Consider the following 17,863-nt stretch of genomic DNA (forward strand, 5'->3'; position numbering starts at 1 on the left):
GCTTTCGACTGTCGAGATGCGAGCTTGAGAGAGTATGAGCCTGGACCACGCACAGCAAAAACCCCATGACCGTCTCGCCGAGGCGCTGAGCGGTGAAATGGACGCGGTCAACGCGCTGATCCGGACGCGTATGGCGTCGGAGCACGCCCCGCGCATTCCCGAAGTCACCGCGCATCTCGTGGAGGCGGGCGGCAAGCGCCTGCGCCCGATGCTGACGCTCGCGGCGGCGAAACTCTGCGGCTATGACGGCCCCTATCACGTGCATCTCGCCGCAACCGTGGAATTCATCCACACCGCGACACTCCTGCATGACGACGTGGTGGACGAAAGCGGTCAACGGCGCGGGCGGCCCACGGCGAACCTTCTGTGGGACAACAAGTCGAGCGTTCTGGTCGGCGACTACCTTTTCGCGCGGTCGTTCCAGTTGATGGTGGAGACGGGCAATCTGCGCGTCCTCGATATCCTGGCGAACGCCGCGGCGACCATCGCCGAGGGCGAGGTGCTGCAACTCTCGGCCGCGCAGGATCTGCGCACCGACGAAGCGATCTACCTCAAGGTCGTGCGCGGCAAGACCGCCGCGCTTTTTTCGGCTGCAACCGAGGTGGGCGGCGTGATCGCGGGCGTAGACGAGGCGCAGGTGCAGGAGCTTTACGCCTATGGTGACGCGCTCGGCATCGCGTTTCAGATCGTCGATGACCTGCTCGATTACCAGGGCGACACCAAGGCCACGGGCAAGAATATCGGCGACGATTTCCGCGAGCGGAAGCTGACCCTGCCGGTGATCAAGGCGGTGGCGAAAGCCGACGAGAAAGAGCGCGCCTTCTGGAGCCGCGTGATCGAGAAGGGGCGGCAGGAAGAGGGCGATCTCGACCATGCGCTGACCCTGCTGGAACGTCATGGCACGCTGATCGAGACACGCGACGAAGCGCTCGGCTGGATTGCCAAGGCCAAGGCAGCGATGGCCACCCTGCCCCGGAGCGATCTGCGCGACATGCTGATCGACTTGGCAGATTACGTGGTGGCGCGGATCAACTGATCGCCGGTTTGTCTATTTGAAATCTTGAGCGGGTTGTGACGCGGCGCGTCGCAACGCCCTGGGCCGCCTGTGGTGAGGGCGGGAGCGAGGGGCCGGCCCCGCCGCTATTGTCCTTGGACCAATGGCGCACCCGGAAAAGCGAGGGGCCAGCCCCTCGCGCTCCCCGGAGGTATTTGTGGTCCGGTCGTGACAGGGGCGGCGCGCGACGGCGCTGACGTGGGACGCGCGGGCGGTCAGGCTGCGTGGTTGAGCGTCGTCGGCGCGACCCACCAATCCGGATGCGCGGCCGCGATGTCTGTGGCTGCGGCGCGCAGTTCAGCGGCGTCGGGATAGAGCCCGAAGCAGGTTGCGCCAGAGCCGGACATGCCTGCAAAGAGCGCGCCCTTCAGGGCCGCCAGCACGTCGCGAATCTCAGACGCATGCTCCTGGGCTGGCTGCGACAGATCGTTGCGCATCTCGGACAGGAAGGCCGCGACCGCTGCGACATTGGGCATCTCGGGCAGCCGCTCCGGCATCGGCTGATTGTCTTTTGTGGCGAGCGCCGCGAAGACCTCGGGCGTGGGTACGGAGACGCCCGGATTGACCAGCAGGGCGGGCAGTTCCGGCCAGCCCGGCACGGGCAGCGCGCCCTCGCCGATCCCGGATATGCGCTGCGCCACGGGGGTCAGGCACATCGGCACATCAGCCCCCAGCGTGACCGCGTTGCGCGGAAGGGGCACTCCCCAAAGGGCCGACAGAGCCCGGAGCGTGGCCGCGGCATCCGAGGAGCCGCCGCCGATCCCAGCCGCACTGGGAAGGTGTTTTTCCAGGGTGATCCGCGCGCCGCGCACGGGATCGAGAAGCCGCGCGGCTTGCAGCACGAGGTTCTCTGCGCCCGCGGGCACGCCCTCCGCCATGGAGCCCGTGACCTCAAGGCTCAGATCCTCGGCCTCCTCCACCCGGATCATATCGCCCAGATCCGCAAACACCACGAGACTGTCGAGCAGGTGATACCCATCGGGCCGTTGTCCGGTCACGTGCAGCGTCAGGTTGATCTTGGCGGGTGCGCGTTCCTCAATCACCGGCATCAGATGCGACGCTCAGGGGCGGCGCACCCTCTTCGGCGAGCACGGCGTCGAGACCGATTTCCAGCTTGCGGCGGATACGCTCGGGGTCGGCATCCTCGGAGACGTTTTCATAATCCACGAAGGACAGAGCCCGTTTCCACATGAATTCCGCTTCAAGCTCCCGGCCCACGGCCCAATAGGCATCGCCCAGATGGTCGTTGACCACGGGGTCGATGGGCATCAGTTCCGCTGCGCGTTCAAGTTGGCCCACAGCCTCGTCGTAGCGCCCGAGCCGGTAATAGACCCAGCCCAGGCTGTCGACGATATAGCCCGCATCGGGCCGGGCCGCGACGGCACGTTCGATCATGTCGAGCGCCTCGTCGAGCTTGATCTGCTCCTCGACCAGCGAATAGCCGAGATAGTTCAGCACCTGCGGCTGTTCGGGGTTGAGCTCAAGTGCGGCGCGGAAATCCGCCTCCGCCTGCTCGAACCGGTCGGAGCGTTCGTAGGAAATGCCGCGCGCGTAATAGAGGAACCATTGTTCCGTCGCGGGTTCGCCATAAAGGTCGAGCGCCCTAGTGTAGGCGGCAATCGCATCGTCGTAGCGGTCAAGGCGGCGCATGAAATCCGCCAGCGTCGACTGCACGACCGGCAGATCGCCATGGGTCTCGGCCAGGCTTTCCAGAACCTCGACCGCCGCATCGACCTTGTCGGTGGCGCGCAGGGCCTCGGCGCGGCCGATCTCGGCGGCATGGAAGGCCGGATCGTCGCGTGCGACACCGTTATAGGCCTGCCCGGCAAGATCATGCTGACCGAGCGCGCGCAGAAGCTCTGCCGCCATCAGCGTCGCATCCGTGTGGGCGGGGTTCAGATAGGCCGCGATGCGCGCATAAAGCAGGGTGAAATCATCGCTCGCATCGCTGGTCAGCGCGGAGCCGATGGTGAAGAACGTCTCGGCGATGCCGTCCTTGGCGCCGCGCACATGGGTGAAGGGCAGCGCCTCTCCGGCTTCGAGCGCGTCGACCATGGCGGAGAGCGCCGGGTCGAATTCCGCGTTGAAGGACTGGTCGATGAGCGCCAGCGCCTCGTCGTTTCGGTCAAGCTGGCTCAACACCTGGACGCGGGCCGTGATCGCGCGGCGGGTGAATTGCACACCCCCCCCCATATCGCTGCCCATCAGCGCCTCTGCCCCTTCGAAATCCCCGACCGAGGCCAAGGCCAACGCCTTGTGATAGATGGCGAAGGGCTGCATGCCCTGCATCTCGCCCACGGCGTCAAAGGCATTGATCGCGGAGGTCATGTCGCCCTGGCCCATGAGCGACCAGGCCCGCACCAGACCGTCAGTCAGAGGGCCGGGGCCCTTGTCATCGGCGATGGCCGCGAGGATCGCGGAGTAATTCTCGTTCTGGGCGGATTGGGCGACCATGGCCATCTGCGCGATCTGGCTGCTTTCGCCCTGCACCAGGATCCGCTCGCCCAGGATGGCGGCGCGTTCGATGTTGCCCAGCGACATATGCGCAAGCGCCGCCCGTTCGAGGAACTCGACGCGGTCCTTGTCGAAGAGGATCGTACGGTCGAAATACTCCGCCGCCGCCGCGAAATCGCCCGCCATCGCGGCCGAACGCGCGGCGAGGTAGTCACCGGAGACACCCTGCGCCCCCGCGACACCCGGCGCCGACAGCACCATCGCGGCCAGTGCCGCCTTCATCCATCTGCTTGCGGAGCCCGACATGCATCGCATCCTTCTACTCGGCGCGTTCTACTCGCAGCTAGGGTAACCGGAGCGCCTGACCAGACGCAATGCGGGGCGGGCCCGAAGGTCCGCCCCGCGCGTCACGTTGCAGTCAATCAGCTTACAGGCTGATTACATATTGGGATAATTCGGCCCGTCTCCGCCCTGCGGCGTGGTCCAGACGATGTTCTGCGCGGGATCCTTGATGTCGCATGTCTTGCAATGCACGCAGTTCTGGAAGTTGATGACGAACTTGGGATCGCCGCCACCTTCCGCCTCCACGAATTCGTAGACGCCCGCCGGGCAGTAGCGCGCGCTGGGTCCGCCATAGATCTTGTAGCCGATCTCCACGGGTTTCGCGGGATCCTTCAGCTTGAGATGCGCAGGCTGGCTTTCCTCGTGGTTCGTGGCCGCGAAGGAGACGTTGGTGAGCCGGTCGAAGCTGAGCTTGCCGTCGGGCTTGGGGTAGTCGATCTTCTTGTGATCCTTGGCCTTGCCCGTGGCCTCCGCATCGGTCTTGCCGTGGCCAATCGTGCCGAAGAGCGAGAAGCCCAGCGTATTGGTCCACATATCAAAGCCGCCCGCCACAAGGCTGGTGGTCAATCCATACTTGGACCAGAGCGGCTTGACGTTGCGCACCTTCTTGAGGTCCTCGCCAATGGCGCCCGTGCGCACTCCGGTCTCGTAATCGTTCAACTCGTCGGAGGCCCGACCCGCCTGGATCGCGGCATAGGCGGCCTCGGCGGCAGCCTTGCCCGACAGCATCGCGTTGTGGTTGCCCTTGATGCGCGGCACGTTGACCATGCCGACCGAGCAGCCAAGAAGCGCCACGCCGGGGGCCACCATCTTCGGCATCGACTGGTAGCCACCTTCGGAGATTGCCCGCGCGCCGTAGGCCACGCGCTTGCCGCCTTCGAGCAGGTCCGCGACCATCGGGTGATGCTTGAAGCGCTGGAATTCCATGTAGGGGTAAAGGTGCGGGTTCTCGTAATTCAGGTGCACCACGAAGCCCACATAGACCTGGTTGTTCTCGAGGTGGTAGATGAACGACCCGCCGCCCGCGTTGGAGCCCAGGGGCCAGCCCATCGTATGCGTGACCGTGCCCTCGCGGTGCTTGGCAGGGTCGATCTCCCAGATTTCCTTCATGCCGAGGCCGAATTTCTGCGGCTCGTGGCCCTTGGAGAGGTCGTATTTCTCGATCACTTCCTTGGACAGCGACCCGCGCACGCCTTCGGACAGGAAGACATACTTGCCGTGCAGCTCCATGCCGGGCTCGTAGCCGTCGCCCTTGGTACCGTCCGGGTTCAGGCCGAACTCGCCCGCGACGACGCCTTTGACCTCGCCATTGTCGCCATAGACGATCTCGGAGCAGGCCATGCCGGGGAAGATCTCGACGCCCAGCGCCTCGGCCTGTTCGGCCATCCAGCGGCAGACATTGCCCATCGAGACGATGTAATTGCCGTGGTTGTTCATCAGCGGCGGCATCGGCCAGTTCGGCACGCGGATGCTCCCCGCCTCGCCGAGGATGTAGAAATTGTCCTTGGTCACCGGCGTGTTGAGCGGCGCGCCCTTCTCTTTCCAGTCCGGAATGAGCGCATCGAGGCCCGAGGGGTCAAGCACCGCGCCCGACAGGATATGCGCGCCCACTTCGGAGCCCTTCTCGAGCACGACGACTTCGCAATCGGCATCGAGTTGCTTGAGGCGGATCGCGGCGGACAGCCCGGCCGGGCCCGCGCCCACGATCACGACATCATATTCCATGGTCTCGCGCTGGGTATCGGTCATGTCTCTCCCTTCGAGGCGCGCACGCCCCTTCGATGAAAACTTGACGTTGATTAAAGGTTGCCGTCCCCGAGGGTCAATTGTGACACGGCGTCCAAACCGGGCTTGGGTGGAAAAATCTGCGCGACACTTGCGTCTGCTGCAAGCTTTGCAGGCTTTACTGCGGAATTGCGTGACAATCGCGAAATCCCGCGCATATCGCCGCTCCCGGCGCTCGGGCGGAGGCCGACACCCGACCGCCATGCCGCGCAGGCACGGTCACGGATCGGCAATCGCCAGCGCGCGCCGTGGCGCGGAGACGCCATTTCACTGCCCCCCCCTTGCATCGGGCCGCGTCTCGGGCCACTTTTCGCGGTGACCAAACGGGCCGCCTCGCGCGGCCCGTGCTATGATGTTGGACCATGACCCATGGAAAAGATTTTGATGACCCGCGCGGGCAACGACGCGCTTCAGGCCGAGTTGAAAAAGCTCAAATCCGTCGAGCGGCCCGCCGTGATCCAGGCCATCGCCGAGGCGCGAGAGCTTGGCGACCTCAAGGAAAACGCCGAATATCATTCGGCGCGCGAGAAGCAGGGCTTTATCGAAGGCCGCATCAAGGAGTTGGAAGGCGTGCTCGGCCTTGCCGAGGTGATCGACCCCAAGACCCTGTCTGGCGCGGTCAAGTTCGGCGCAACCGTGAAGCTCGTGGACGAGGACACCGAAGAGGAAAAGACCTGGCAGATCGTGGGCGAACACGAGGCCAATATCGAAAAGGGTCTTCTGAACGTGAAATCGCCCATTGCGCGCGCCCTCATCGGCAAGGAAGAAGGCGACAGCGTCGAAGTCCGCACGCCGGGCGGCGAGAAGAGCTACGAGATTTTGTCGATCGACTTCGTCTGATCCCCGAAAGGGCCATGCCATGGCCAAGCCCAAAGACATGAACACCACACCGCTCGGGGTCTATCCCGAGCGCGATCGCCCCGCGGTCACGGCAATCGAATTGAGCGCCGCGGCGATCAGCCTGTTCTGGCTGGCCCTGTCGGGCGGCTTTTTCCTGTTCGCGGGAATCGAGGGCGAGGCAGGCTTGCGCTTTCTCCTGACGATCATGGTGATCTTCCTGCCGGTGGCGATGGTCTGGGTCGCGGCCATGGCCATGCGCGCCACCCGCGTCATGCGCAACGAGGCCAAGCGCCTCGAGGTTGCGGTCGATGCGCTGCGCCGCGCCTATGTCGCGCAGTCCCGCGATGCCTCCAAAGAGACGGGCGCGACCATCGCCAAGAAGCTCGACGAGATCGCGGCCACGCAGAAGAAGGCCGAGACCGCCTTGGCGATGTTCGTCTCGACCCGCGCGCGAGAGAGCGCGACCCCGGCGCGCGTCGTGGTGGCCGATCCCGGCGGCACCGGCGGCGACCAGCCGACGCTTGAGCTTGGCACCCCGTCGGAGGCGCTCGTGCCGCCGCTTGCCAATGGCGATTTCATCCGTGCCCTGAACTTCCCCGACACGGCCGAGGACGAGGCGGGCTTCGCAGCCCTGCGCCGCGCGCTGAAGCATCGCCCCGCCGCGCAGCTCGTTCAGGCGAGCCAGGACGTGCTGACCCTGCTCAGCCAGGATGGCATCTACATGGACGATCTGCGCCCGGATATGGCCCGGCCCGAGCTGTGGCGCCGCTTCGCCCAAGGGGAGCGCGGCCGCACCATTGCCGCGCTAGGCGGGGTGCGGGACCGCTCCTCGCTGGCGCTGACCAGCGCGCGGATCAAGGAGGACGCCATCTTCCGTGACGCCGCGCACCATTTCCTGCGCCTTTTCGACAAGGGGCTGGCCCGGTTCGAGCCCGAGGCGAGCGATACGGAAATCTCGGATCTGGCAAATACCCGGACGGCCCGCGCCTTCATGCTGCTGGGCCGCGTTGCAGGCACGTTCGATTGACCGGGCAGGCTCAGATTTAAGCTCAGACCCTGCGGCGACGCCGCAACAACCGCCAGACACGCAGATCGCTCAGCGTCTTGGCCAGCGCAGCAAGGATCATCAGCGAGAGCGCCGCTTTGGAATAGATCCCCATCGTGCCCTGGATCAATTGCGCATGCAGCACGGTCCCAAGCGCAACCAGAACGACGCAGCCCGTATGGCCCAGACGCCAGAGGCGCGGCGCGATCCGCTGTCGCAGCGCGGCGAGCAGCGCCGCCCCGAACACCGCCCACATCGCGATGACACCGAAGGGCGAGAAGGGTGTAGGGGATGTGAAGGTCAGCGCGTCGATCACATCGGGCGGGCTGTAGACCCAAAGCCCCACCACATGCACCACCACCGCCACGACCAGTGCCGCGCCTACGTAACGGTGCAGATGGCGCGCCTGTCCCATGCGCAGCCCCGGCAAATATCCCCCGGCAAGAAGCGGCTGTGCCAGGATCAAGGCCATGCCGAGAATGCCCGCGAAACCCGCGGCGATATAGACCGGGCCGCGCCATTCCAGAAGCGGGCTGAAGGCCGCCACGGCGATGGGCACGCCCATGGCAAGGGCAAGCGCCCCCCAGATCCCTATCGCGCGCAGATTGCGCATCTGGGATCAGACGGGCTGCAGGACGAAATCCGCGGTGAGGCTGGTATCGCCCGCGCTCGCCATGACCGGACGCAGGAAGACCGTCTCAAAGCCCGGCCCGTCGAAGGCCAGATGCCCGTGCGGCTGACCGAAGGCGGGAACGATCTGCGGCATCTCCATGCGGAACACGCCATCGGCATCCGTCAGGGTGGCCCCATGGCTTTGCGGATCGCGTTCATGCCCTTCGGTTGTATGCGCCCAGATCTGGATGCGTTGCCCGGCAAGGGGCGCGCCATCGCCCGCACGGCGCACGGTTCCGGACATGAGGAAGCCGCCACCGCCGATCCGCTCCACGATGGGGGCGCCGGGACGGTAATTGTTCGACCCGCCCCGCATCGAGGGCGTGGGGGCAAGGCCTTGCGCGCGGGCGGGCACGAGAAGGCCGCTCGTCCCGGTGACAAGCACGGCACCGGCAGCGCTGAGAAGCGCGCGGCGCGTTGTGGCGGAATTTGGCATTGCGAAAACTCCCGTTGTGGCTGGGCACCCCGCGTTCGGGCCGAGGCGCGCTTTGTTCAACATAGAAGTGCAGCGCCGGATCGCGAACCTTCCCGCACGGCTTCGTGAAGGCGCGCTGCGGTCTAAAGTCCGAAACTGCCGTAAGGCATGAAGCGCACGGGATCGCCTGGCGCAATCTCCGCCGCACCGTCGGGCAGCTCCACCAGCCCTTCCGCCCAGGACAGGCTCGACACCCGGCCCGATCCTTCCGAGGCGAAGACCTCCGCCCGGCCATCGCGCATCCGGGCGCGCAGATATTCCCGCCGTCCCGGTTTCTTGCGCTTGGAAAAGGCGGCGGGAACCATGAAGCCCTCGGGCATGTGCCAGCCTGCGCCTGCTAGAAGCGACAGGGCCGGACGGGCGAAGATCAGCGTGCAGACAAACGCCGCGACAGGATTGCCCGGCAGACCGAAGGCGGGCGCTCCCTTCCAGAGGCCCAGCGCCAGGGGTCGACCCGGTTTCAACGCGATACGCCATTCCTGCAAAGCCTCCGCCTCGCGCAGAAGCGCCGAGACATGGTCTTCGTCCCCGGCTGACGCACCGCCCGATGTCAGGATCACATCCGCCTCCTCTGCCGCGCGATCCATCGTGGCCCGCAAGGTCGCGCGGTCATCGGGTACACGGCCCAGATCCACGGGCGCATGCCCCCAGCGCGCGGCGAGGCTCAGAAGCATGGGGCGGTTGGCATCGAAGATCCCGCCCGGCCCCGGCACACCGCCCGGCTCGCAAATCTCGTCGCCGGTGGACAGGACCGCAACGCGCAGGCGCGTGCGGACGGGCAGACGCCCCTGCCCGACGGCGGCGGCCAGCGCCAGATCGGGCGCGCGCAGAGATTGACCGGCGCGCAGGACCACCTCGCCTTCCTTGGCATCCTCGCCCGCCTTGCGCGTGTTGGCTCCCGGCCGCGTGCCCGCGCGAAAGGCGACGCGGCCCCCCGCCGTCGTGCAATCCTCATCGAGGACGACCGTGTCGACCCCTTCGGGCAGCGCTGCACCGGTCAGAACGCGCAGGGCATGCCCGGGCGGCACGACACCGTCAAAAGGCGCGCCTGCGGCGGCGCGCCCCTCGACTAGCGGCAGGTCCGCATCACCGGGCGGCAGGCTGGCGGCGGCGAAGCCGTAACCATCAACCGCGGTATTGGGATGTGGTGGGTTCGACCGCCGGGCGATGACGTCCCGCGCCAGCACGCGCCCCTCCGCCGCGCCAAGTGCGACCTCGGTCTCACCGGTCACCGGGTGCAGGCGATCCTCCAGCAAGGCCAGCGCCGCATCCACCGGTGTCCAGTCGACGCCCGGCGGCAGGGCGAAGCAATCGTTCGACAAGGCGGGCGGACGCAGCGGCGTCGCGGCACGGGCCAGCACGTCTTCATGGCCAAGCCCCAGGATCCATCCCTCCTCCGCATCGCCTTCGCAGAGCCAATCGCGCAGCGTCTCGGCGGGCAGACGTGACAACGCGCGCGCCAGAATCCGGACCTGCGCGCGGTCGTTGATCTCCTCCGGTTCGGCCTCGGCGGCGACGGTCTTTGCGATCAGCGACGGGAACAGTTCTGCCAGCACGATGGGGGTATCCGGCGCCTCGAAAGGGGCAACGGACAGATCGGTCCCGAACCTTTGTCGCAGGCGATGCAGCACCGGCAGACCCAAGAGCGCCTGCGAACCGACAGAACCCGTTGTGTAGAGCTTCCAGCAGGGCTGCGCGCGAGGGATCTGCGCCTCCGCTCGGCGTCTCTCGGGCAGGCCGTGGCCATGCCGCTCCGTGCCGCGTGCGGGCAAATCCGGCGTCGCTTCCGCCTCGGGGCATCCCCAAAACGGCCCGACGCCGGGAAACAGCCCGTTCAGATCGCGGGCCACGGCAAAGCGGTTATTGGCGTTGTCCGCCTTATCCTCGATACGGTCCGCCAAGGCCGCCCATAATGCGAGGGGATCATCCCCGCCCGTCACCGCGCGCGCAAAGCCGCGGGGATAGCCGAACGGGAAGTCGAACCCGGCAAGCACCCGCTCGCCCGCCTGAAGCGCGGCCTCGAAACAGTCCGACAGCCACGCTTCGGCCTCGGCCCGGGTGCGCAGGTAATGGCAGGCCACCCCACCGCCCCGCGCCTCGGCAATCCAGATCGCATCGCGCGCGGGTTTGGCAGGCGACGGCTTGGACCGTGCCGACCAGTCGACGACGACAATGCGATCAAATCCCGTCAAAGCCCGACCTCTCCGAGGATGAAATCGGCAATGGCGGCGGTGTCGTCCAGATCGAAGACCGGACGATCCAATCCTTCCGGCAGCGCGCCCGCGCTGTCCGAGGCGACGGCGCGGATCGTCTCGTCGCCCGGCGCGATCAGGGGCTGACCGGTCTCGGCCCTGTGCGCTTCGATCTTGGGATGACGGTCGCGCTTGTATCCTTCAACCAGCACCAGATCGACCGGAGCCAGCCGTTCCAGCAGCGCCTCGAGCGTCGGCTCCTCGGCCCCGCGCAACTCCGTCATCAGGGCGATGCGGTTGCGCGAGGACAGCAGAACCTCCTGCGCGCCGGCATCGCGATGGCGATAGCTGTCCCGCCCCGGATGATCGACATCGAAACTGTGATGGGCGTGTTTCACCGTCGAGACGGCAAGCCCCCGCGCGGTGAACTCGGAAACCAGCCGTTCCACGAGCCCCGTCTTGCCGGAGTTTTTCCAGCCGGTCACACCGTATAGCCTCATGACAAAAGCGCCTCCGCCCGCGCCAGATCCTCCGGCGTGTTCACGTTGAAGAATGGATCGATCCCGTCCGTCGGAAAGATCGCCTCGCGTCCGTCATGGCGTTCGGTCCAGAGCACGACCTTCTTCAGCCCGTCTGTCAGCGCCGCCCGCAGATCCTCGCGCAGCGCCACGGGCCAGAGCCCGAAGGTCGGATGACGAATAAGGCCCGATCGCGATTTGCTCTTCGTCTCCGCATCCCCTTTCGTCGCGGCGAGGACAAGCGGATGGGTCATGCCTGCGGCCGCAGCGTCGAGTGTTGCCACCAGATCGCGCGGAAAGAACGGCGTGTCGGCGGCCACGGTCACGATGGTCTCCGTGCCCGCCTCGGCAGCCCAGTCGAGCCCGGCCAGAACGCCCGCCAGCGGTCCGGGATAGTCCGGCAACGTGTCGGGGATGACCGGCAGCCCAAGATCCGAGAACCGCGCAGGATCGCCATTGGCGTTGAGTGCGATACCGGAGACCTGCCCGCCCAGCCGCTCCAGCACGTGATCGATCAGACGCCCCTCGCCCAGCGGCAGGAGGCCCTTGTCGCCGCCGCCCATCCGTGTCGCGCGGCCACCCGCGAGGATCACACCGAGGGGCTTGGTCATGACGGTTTCCACGGGCGCAGAAAATGCATCATTTTCTGGCCGGGATTTTTCAAGAATCCCGTCACGCGGCCCCCTTGCGACGGCTCTTGCGGGCCTCTTCGGGCACGCTGGAAGGATCGACATCGCGGATCAGGCGGTCCGCCCCCGACAGACAGGTGAAGCGCTGCCCGCGCATCCGCCCGATGCAGGTCAGCCCGACCTGGCGCGCGATCTCCACACCCCAGGCGGTGAAGCCCGAGCGCGAGGCCAGCACCGGGATCCCCATCAGTGCGGTCTTGATCACCATCTCGGAGGTCAGCCGCCCGGTCGTGTAGAGGATCTTGTCGTCCGGGCTGACGCCATTGATGAACATCCAGCCCGCGATCTTGTCGACCGCGTTATGCCGCCCGACATCCTCCATGTAGACGAGCGGGCGGTCGCCCTGACACAGCACCGTGCCATGGATCGCCCCGGCCTCGAGATACAGCGACGGTGTCGTGTTGATCCGCCGCGCGAGCGCATAAAGCCACGAGGTCCGCACCTCGGTCTGCGGCAGGCTCAGACCTTCGAGCCCTTCCATCATGTCGCCGAAGACGGTGCCCACCGCGCAGCCTGATGTGCGCGTCTTCTTCTTCATCTTCTCCTCGAAGGTGGTGGCCGAGGCGGTGCGCACCACCACTGTCTCCAACTCCTCGTCGAAGTCGATGCCGGTGACATCCTCACCGTCCGACAGCATGCCCTGATTGCGCAGGAACCCGACCGCCAGGTATTCGGGGTAATCCCCGATCGTCATCGCCGTGACGATTTCCTGCCCGTTGAGGTAGATCGTCAAAGGCCGCTCCTCGACCACCGGGATGGTCACCTCCGCCCCGGTCTGGTCGGTGCCGGTGACCGCACGGGTCAGGCCCGTCTGCGCAAGGTCGGGGGCAATGAGATAGGGGACGTCGTCGTCGGTCGGCTCGGACAATTGCACTTTCCTTCGCTGCGGAATAAGGCCCGGGAGCAAGGGGCGTTTCAGAGGCAGAGTGATGGCGGACAGACCGGCAAAGTCAAGCTATCGGCGGGGTGTCGAGGACGGGCTGCCGTTCCTTCTGGTCATCGTGCCCTTCGCACTCCTCTTCGGCGTTCTGGCCACGGAAGCCGGGCTTTCGGTCTTCGAGGCGCTGTCCTTCTCGGTTGTGGTGATCGCAGGCGCCGCGCAATTCACGGCCTTGCAGCTCATGCAGGACCAGGCGCCTACCATCATCGTGATCCTGTCGGCGCTGGCGATCAACCTGCGCATGGCGATGTATTCGGCCTCGATCACGCCGTATCTCGGCGGGCTGCCGCTGTGGAAGCGGGCCATCGCGGCCTATTTCCTCGTCGATCAGACCTATGCCTGCGCCGTCCTCGAATACGAAAAGCAGCCCCATATGCCCCTGCGGGAGCGCTTTGCCTATTTCATGGGGGTAATGACGCCCATCTGTCCGTTCTGGTACCTGGCCACGATTGCGGGCGCGCTGCTGGGTGAAAGCATTTCGACGGGATACGGCCTCGATTTCGCGCTGCCGATTGCCTTTCTGGCCATGATCGGGCCGATGCTGCGCACGCCCGCGCATCTCGCGGCGGCCTTCGTGGCGGTGGTGGCGTCGCTGCTGGCCGCAGGCCTGCCCTTCAATCTGGGTCTCATGGTGGGCGGCATCGCGGGCATGATCGCCGGGGCCGAGACCGAACGTCGTCTTGGATTGGGGCCCGCGACATGATCGACACCGGAACGCTCTGGATCGTGATCCTCGCATTGGGCGCGGGCAGCTTCGCGCTGCGCTTCGTCTTTCTGGGACTTGTGGGCGACCGCCCGCTGCCGGGCTGGCTGATGCGGCATCTGCGCTACACCGCCGTGGCGATCCTGCCCGCCCTGATCGCACCGCTCGTGGTCTGGCCGCGCGCAACCGAGGGCGAACTCGATCCGGTGCGGTTTGTCGCCGCGATCGCGACGCTGGCGGTGGCCTATTTCACCAAGAACGTGCTGGCGGCCATGATTACCGGTGCGGCGATCCTAGTGGTGGGCCTCGGGCTGCTGGGATAGCAGCGCCAAGGCCCCATCAGTGCTGGTGAGGTCCGGTCAGTTCTGCGCGCTGACAACCTGGTCGAAGGCCTGGATCGCGTCGGTCTTGTCATCGCCGTCATTATCGTAGACGCGCCGCGTCTCGACGCCCGGCAGACGTTCGAAATCCTTCGACAGAGCCAGCGGGAAGAAGGTCTGACCGACCCCCTCGAACCCCGGCAATTTCCGCAGAAGGCCCGAGGTCGCCATGGTGCAGAAAGCCTGCGCCACGCGTCCATTGGTGCGCGCCAGTTGCAGCGCCTGCTCGGCCACTTCGGGGCTCACCTCGATGCGCTGGACGACGACATGATACGTCTCGCGCGCATGAGCCAGCTCATAGAAGCGCGCGATTTCGGGTGTGACGCCGTAAAGGACGTCTTCGCGCTCGGCGAGCCGCGAATGCCGGACGCTGCCCGCGGGATCGAAGATCACACGTTCGGAGCCGTTAATCATAAGGCTCGAATGCGCGCCCGCACCTGAATTGTTCGACACCATCGTGTAAAGCGTGATGGCGGGCGGGCCATCATGACGATAGGCCGCCTGCGCCACCATTTCGGGGCTCGCATCCGGAGCGTCCGGGGTGTTGGCCGCGCAGCCCGCAAGCGCGAGGCCAGCAAGGGCGAGGATCAGCGGTGCGGTGAGGCGCCGACCGATCCGGCCCGGTCCGCGACCGGACTCAACCGTTGAAGATCGCAAGCAGCACCACCGCCACGAGGATCACGATCACCGTCTTGATCGTGAAGTTGACGAAGCCCTCGAAGGTCTTTTCCTGCTCGGTGGTGTCCATTTCGCCGTGCTTGTGCTCAGCCATGTGTCGTTCCTTCCCAGTCACGCGTTTCCCGCGAGATAGCGGATTCGAAAGGCCCTGTCACGGGCACCCTGCGTCGCAGTTTGCGCTTTCCGCATCAGATCGCGCGAAAGAGCCACGCATCGTTTTCCCCGATGGAGCGCTCCGCCCGGCCCGTGTGCCAAAGATGAAGGCAATGGGCCATCGCCTCGACCATGGCGAGCCCGTATTCCGAATCGCCAATGCGCCTTTTGAAGAGCGGCGGGAAGCAGGCGGTGGCGGGCTTCGGTGTGTCCAGATGACGGTGCAGACGGCCCAGCGCGCCATGGTGGTTGTCGATCAACTGGCGCAGACGGGTGTCGAGACCGGTGAAGGGCAGTTTGTGACCACCGAGCACCAGATGGTCGGGCCGGGCATGGGAGCGGAGCCGTTCGCAGGCCTCGATCCAGTCGCCCACGGGATCGGCCTCGGGCTCGGTCGCGTAGACCCCGATATTGGAGCTGATCGAGGGCAGGATCTGATCGCCCGCGAGCACCAGATCGTCGTCACGAGACCAAAGCGTGGCATGTTCCGGCGCGTGACCGTTGCCGATGCGCACATCCCAGTCGCGCCCGCCCGCGCGGATCACATCGCCCTCCTTGATCCGCCGATAACCCAGCGGCAGAGGGTGCACCATGTCGGCGAAATTGAAGGGACGGCCCGCTTCGCGCTCGGCGTAGATGCGCGGCTCCATCCCGCAATTGCGCCAGAATTCCAGCGTCTCTGGGGTGGGCACGGATTGCTCGTCGAGCGTCAGCATCCGCGCCATGAGCATCGCTGTCCGCGTGGTGACCAACTCCGCGCCATGCACCTGACGGAACCAGCCCGCCATGCCCACATGATCGGGGTGGTGATGGGTCAGGATCACGCGGGTGACGGGCTTGCCCTTGAGGGGCCCCTCCAGGATCGCCTCCCAGATCGCGGTGGTGCGGCGCGAATGCATGCCCGTATCGACAAGCGTCCAGCCCTCCCCGTCATCCAGCGCGTAGACATTCACGTGATCGAGCGCCATGGGCAGCGGCAGGCGCAGCCACAGGACGCCCTCGGCCACGGTCACCGCCTCCCCCTCGGCGGGAGGCTCCGCCCAGGGGTACCGGATGCCGACAGCCTTGGCCGCGCTCATGCGGCCAGGTCGTCGGACGTGATCGCGTAGAGGTCGTCCGCCCCGCTGCGCGCATGGGCAAGAAGCCCCACATGCTGCGGCAGAAGCCGGTTGATGTAGAACCGCGCAAGCCGGGCGCGGCTGCCTTCGGGCTCCGCCATGGCGGCGCGCAGGTGATAATACCCGCCAAGCACGCGCGCGAAGGCCATCAGGAACGGCACCGAGCCTGCGAAGCGAGCGTTCATGTCGGGCTCCGCCACCAGCCATTCGACCGCCTCGCGCAAGGTTTCCGTCGCCTGCCAGACCGGCGTGGCGAGATCGGACATGGTTGCGCGGGCGGTTTCGGCCACGCCTTCGATCTCGTCGAGGAGCGCAAAGGCCGCTTCGCCGCCATCCATCATCTTGCGCGCCACGAGGTCCATCGCCTGGATGCCGTTGGTGCCCTCGTAGATCGCGGTGACGCGCACGTCGCGGAGATATTGCGCCGCGCCCGTCTCCTCGACGAAGCCCATGCCGCCATGGACCTGCACGCCCTCATCGGCGACGCGCATGCCGACCTCCGTACCGAAGGCCTTGGCGATGGGCGTCAGCAGCGCCGCGCGGGCGCTCCAGTCTTTCTGGCCGGTGGCGCGCGCCATGTCGATCGCGGTGCCGCAGGCGAGCGTAATCGCCCGCGCGGCAAAGATATCCGCCTTCATCGAGGCGAGCATCCGGCGTACATCCGCATGATCCACGATGGAGCCCGTGGCATTCTCGATCCGGGTCGTGCCCTGCTTGCGGTCCATCGCATAGGCCAGCGCGTGCTGATAGGCCCCCTCGGCAATGCCGACGCCCTGCGCGCCGACACCGAGCCGGGCATTGTTCATCATGGTGAACATCGCCTTCATGCCGGCACCTTCCGCGCCGACAAGCCAGCCCGTGGCACCGTCATATTCCATGACCGCGGTGGGCGAGCCATGGATGCCCATCTTCTCCTCGAGCGAGACGACGCGCAGCGAATTCGCATCCCCGAGCGATCCATCCTCGTTGGGAATGTATTTCGGCACCATGAAGAGGCTCAGCCCCTTGGTGCCCGCGGGCGCATCGGGCAGGCGCGCCAGAACGAGGTGGCAGACATTCTCGGCCACGTCATGATCGCCCCAGGAGATATAGATCTTCTGGCCCGAGATCGCGAAGGAGCCGTCGCCATTGGGTTCGGCCTTGGCGCGGGCCGCGCCCACATCCGATCCGGCCTGCGGCTCGGTCAGGTTCATGGTGCCGGTCCATTCCCCGGAAATCAGCTTGGGCAGGTAGAGCGCCTTCTGCGCGTCCGATCCATGCGCCTCGAGCGCGTCGATCTGACCCTGACTCAGAAGCGGGCAGAGCTGCAGCGACAGGTTCGCGCCCGACAGCATGTCGTTGACGGCGGTGGCCATGGCCTGCGGCAGCCCCATACCGCCATGCTCGGCGCTGGCGGCGATGGCGACCCAGCCGCCCTCCGCGATCTGGGCATAGGCTTCCTTGAAACCGGGCGAGGTGCGCACGACGCCGTTCTCCAGCACCGCCGGATGGGTATCGCCCGCGCGGCGCGTGGGGGCCACCACCTCGTCACAGAGTTTGCCCGCCTCGGTCAGGATCGCCTCGATCACGTCGGGGGTCGCCTCCGCGTAAAGATCCGTCTCGGTGGCGCGGGACAGATCGACGACGTGCTCGAACAGAAAGCGGAAATCGGAAACAGGAGAGGTATAGGGCATGAGGTCCTCGTCGGCATCTTGGCAATCCGGTCCGGTTCACTTACCACCGCGCGCAACCAAGCGCGGGCACCCGGTGCCTGCTGTGTCGAAAGTGGCCTGCCGGACCGAAACGGGCAACCAAAACGCGGCGTCACGAGATATGCGGGGCCCAG

At 66.2% G+C, this 17,863-nt stretch carries 18 protein-coding genes; 5 read left to right on the forward strand and 13 right to left on the reverse strand.

The genetic code is table 11. The features are described 5' to 3' along the window. Nucleotides 1–34: 34 nt before the first annotated feature. Nucleotides 35–1,036 (forward strand): polyprenyl synthetase family protein, encoded by a 1,002-nt coding sequence (locus tag FIV09_RS15455; protein WP_152451268.1) that lies wholly within the window; start codon nucleotides 35–37, stop codon nucleotides 1,034–1,036. Between the two features lie 233 nt (nucleotides 1,037–1,269). Here the strand turns inward: FIV09_RS15455 and FIV09_RS15460 are convergent, their stop codons facing one another. The 3 genes from FIV09_RS15460 to FIV09_RS15470 form a co-directional block, all read right to left on the reverse strand. After that, nucleotides 1,270–2,097: a 4-(cytidine 5'-diphospho)-2-C-methyl-D-erythritol kinase gene (locus FIV09_RS15460; RefSeq protein WP_172975783.1), complete on the reverse strand. Its 828-nt coding sequence runs from the start codon at nucleotides 2,095–2,097 to the stop codon at nucleotides 1,270–1,272. Then, entirely contained in the window at nucleotides 2,090–3,814 is a 1,725-nt protein-coding gene (locus FIV09_RS15465) for a tetratricopeptide repeat protein (protein WP_152451271.1), read from the reverse strand. Before FIV09_RS15465 ends, FIV09_RS15460 begins: the two co-directional genes overlap by 8 nt. A gap of 132 nt (nucleotides 3,815–3,946) precedes the next feature. Further along, nucleotides 3,947–5,599, reverse strand: coding sequence for an electron transfer flavoprotein-ubiquinone oxidoreductase (locus tag FIV09_RS15470; RefSeq protein ID WP_152451273.1), 1,653 nt, complete (start codon nucleotides 5,597–5,599; stop codon nucleotides 3,947–3,949). Nucleotides 5,600–6,004: 405 nt separating this feature from the next. On the opposite strand from FIV09_RS15470, the gene greA reads away from it, so the two are divergent. Further along, nucleotides 6,005–6,475 (forward strand): transcription elongation factor GreA, encoded by a 471-nt coding sequence (gene greA / locus FIV09_RS15475; protein ID WP_152451275.1) that lies wholly within the window; start codon nucleotides 6,005–6,007, stop codon nucleotides 6,473–6,475. Between the two features lie 19 nt (nucleotides 6,476–6,494). Beyond that, nucleotides 6,495–7,502 carry a hypothetical protein gene (locus FIV09_RS15480; RefSeq protein WP_152451277.1) on the forward strand — a complete coding sequence of 336 codons (1,008 nt, stop codon included), beginning with the start codon at nucleotides 6,495–6,497 and terminating at the stop codon, nucleotides 7,500–7,502. Between the two features lie 22 nt (nucleotides 7,503–7,524). On the opposite strand, the gene FIV09_RS15485 is transcribed toward FIV09_RS15480, so the two are convergent. From FIV09_RS15485 to FIV09_RS15510, 6 genes are all read right to left on the reverse strand, one after another. Next, nucleotides 7,525–8,133, reverse strand: a complete 609-nt coding sequence (locus FIV09_RS15485; protein WP_152451279.1) for a ferric reductase-like transmembrane domain-containing protein — start codon at nucleotides 8,131–8,133, stop codon at nucleotides 7,525–7,527. 6 nt (nucleotides 8,134–8,139) lie between these two features. Further along, nucleotides 8,140–8,628 carry a twin-arginine translocation pathway signal gene (locus FIV09_RS15490; RefSeq protein WP_152451281.1) on the reverse strand — a complete coding sequence of 163 codons (489 nt, stop codon included), beginning with the start codon at nucleotides 8,626–8,628 and terminating at the stop codon, nucleotides 8,140–8,142. Between the two features lie 122 nt (nucleotides 8,629–8,750). Then, nucleotides 8,751–10,859, reverse strand: a complete 2,109-nt coding sequence (gene glp / locus FIV09_RS15495; protein ID WP_152451283.1) for a gephyrin-like molybdotransferase Glp — start codon at nucleotides 10,857–10,859, stop codon at nucleotides 8,751–8,753. Then, a complete protein-coding gene (gene mobB, locus FIV09_RS15500) occupies nucleotides 10,856–11,359 on the reverse strand; it encodes a molybdopterin-guanine dinucleotide biosynthesis protein B (RefSeq protein WP_152451285.1) in 504 nt (167 codons plus the stop codon). Before mobB ends, glp begins: the two co-directional genes overlap by 4 nt. Then, a complete protein-coding gene (gene mobA / locus FIV09_RS15505; RefSeq protein WP_152451287.1) occupies nucleotides 11,356–11,988 on the reverse strand; it encodes a molybdenum cofactor guanylyltransferase MobA in 633 nt (210 codons plus the stop codon). Before mobA ends, mobB begins: the two co-directional genes overlap by 4 nt. 61 nt (nucleotides 11,989–12,049) lie before the next feature. After that, on the reverse strand, nucleotides 12,050–12,940 hold the full coding sequence (locus FIV09_RS15510) for a formate dehydrogenase accessory sulfurtransferase FdhD (RefSeq protein ID WP_152451289.1): 891 nt from the start codon (nucleotides 12,938–12,940) through the stop codon (nucleotides 12,050–12,052). Nucleotides 12,941–12,995: 55 nt separating this feature from the next. Here FIV09_RS15510 and FIV09_RS15515 point away from each other — a divergent pair, with 55 nt between their 5' ends. Both FIV09_RS15515 and FIV09_RS15520 read left to right on the forward strand, forming a co-directional pair. Then, nucleotides 12,996–13,709, forward strand: a complete 714-nt coding sequence (locus FIV09_RS15515) for an AzlC family ABC transporter permease (RefSeq protein WP_152451291.1) — start codon at nucleotides 12,996–12,998, stop codon at nucleotides 13,707–13,709. Then, complete coding sequence (locus tag FIV09_RS15520) at nucleotides 13,706–14,032, forward strand: AzlD domain-containing protein (protein ID WP_152451293.1); 327 nt, start codon at nucleotides 13,706–13,708, stop codon at nucleotides 14,030–14,032. Before FIV09_RS15515 ends, FIV09_RS15520 begins: the two co-directional genes overlap by 4 nt. A gap of 36 nt (nucleotides 14,033–14,068) precedes the next feature. Here FIV09_RS15520 and FIV09_RS15525 read toward each other — a convergent pair whose 3' ends face one another. The 4 genes from FIV09_RS15525 to FIV09_RS15540 all read right to left on the reverse strand — a co-directional run bounded on the left by FIV09_RS15525 (nucleotide 14,069) and on the right by FIV09_RS15540 (nucleotide 17,711). Beyond that, a complete protein-coding gene (locus FIV09_RS15525) occupies nucleotides 14,069–14,746 on the reverse strand; it encodes a hypothetical protein (protein ID WP_254702244.1) in 678 nt (225 codons plus the stop codon). Then, nucleotides 14,727–14,861 carry an aa3-type cytochrome c oxidase subunit IV gene (locus tag FIV09_RS15530; RefSeq protein ID WP_152451295.1) on the reverse strand — a complete coding sequence of 45 codons (135 nt, stop codon included), beginning with the start codon at nucleotides 14,859–14,861 and terminating at the stop codon, nucleotides 14,727–14,729. Before FIV09_RS15530 ends, FIV09_RS15525 begins: the two co-directional genes overlap by 20 nt. Before the next feature lie 94 nt (nucleotides 14,862–14,955). Further along, nucleotides 14,956–15,999: an MBL fold metallo-hydrolase gene (locus tag FIV09_RS15535; protein WP_152451297.1), complete on the reverse strand. Its 1,044-nt coding sequence runs from the start codon at nucleotides 15,997–15,999 to the stop codon at nucleotides 14,956–14,958. Then, nucleotides 15,996–17,711, reverse strand: coding sequence for an acyl-CoA dehydrogenase (locus tag FIV09_RS15540; RefSeq protein WP_152451299.1), 1,716 nt, complete (start codon nucleotides 17,709–17,711; stop codon nucleotides 15,996–15,998). The genes FIV09_RS15535 and FIV09_RS15540 overlap by 4 nt, the downstream gene beginning before the upstream one ends. Between the last annotated feature and the right edge of the window lie 152 nt (nucleotides 17,712–17,863).

Origin of the sequence: Roseivivax sp. THAF197b, assembly GCF_009363255.1 — a bacterium.
Taxonomy (GTDB): Bacteria; Pseudomonadota; Alphaproteobacteria; order Rhodobacterales; family Rhodobacteraceae; genus Roseivivax.

Excerpts from the sequence above, each read along its gene's own strand:
- FIV09_RS15515 (WP_152451291.1), top strand. The coding sequence starts at position 12,996 with ATGGCGGACAGACCGGCAAAGTCAAGCTATCGGCGGGGTGTCGAGGAC.
- FIV09_RS15485 (WP_152451279.1), bottom strand. The coding sequence starts at position 8,133 with ATGCGCAATCTGCGCGCGATAGGGATCTGGGGGGCGCTTGCCCTTGCC.
- FIV09_RS15455 (WP_152451268.1), top strand. The coding sequence starts at position 35 with ATGAGCCTGGACCACGCACAGCAAAAACCCCATGACCGTCTCGCCGAG.
- FIV09_RS15480 (WP_152451277.1), top strand. The coding sequence starts at position 6,495 with ATGGCCAAGCCCAAAGACATGAACACCACACCGCTCGGGGTCTATCCC.
- FIV09_RS15520 (WP_152451293.1), top strand. The coding sequence starts at position 13,706 with ATGATCGACACCGGAACGCTCTGGATCGTGATCCTCGCATTGGGCGCG.
- FIV09_RS15530 (WP_152451295.1), bottom strand. The coding sequence starts at position 14,861 with ATGGCTGAGCACAAGCACGGCGAAATGGACACCACCGAGCAGGAAAAG.
- mobA (WP_152451287.1), bottom strand. The coding sequence starts at position 11,988 with ATGACCAAGCCCCTCGGTGTGATCCTCGCGGGTGGCCGCGCGACACGG.
- FIV09_RS15465 (WP_152451271.1), bottom strand. The coding sequence starts at position 3,814 with ATGTCGGGCTCCGCAAGCAGATGGATGAAGGCGGCACTGGCCGCGATG.
- greA (WP_152451275.1), top strand. The coding sequence starts at position 6,005 with ATGGAAAAGATTTTGATGACCCGCGCGGGCAACGACGCGCTTCAGGCC.
- FIV09_RS15490 (WP_152451281.1), bottom strand. The coding sequence starts at position 8,628 with ATGCCAAATTCCGCCACAACGCGCCGCGCGCTTCTCAGCGCTGCCGGT.
- FIV09_RS15540 (WP_152451299.1), bottom strand. The coding sequence starts at position 17,711 with ATGCCCTATACCTCTCCTGTTTCCGATTTCCGCTTTCTGTTCGAGCAC.
- FIV09_RS15535 (WP_152451297.1), bottom strand. The coding sequence starts at position 15,999 with ATGAGCGCGGCCAAGGCTGTCGGCATCCGGTACCCCTGGGCGGAGCCT.
- FIV09_RS15470 (WP_152451273.1), bottom strand. The coding sequence starts at position 5,599 with ATGACCGATACCCAGCGCGAGACCATGGAATATGATGTCGTGATCGTG.
- mobB (WP_152451285.1), bottom strand. The coding sequence starts at position 11,359 with ATGAGGCTATACGGTGTGACCGGCTGGAAAAACTCCGGCAAGACGGGG.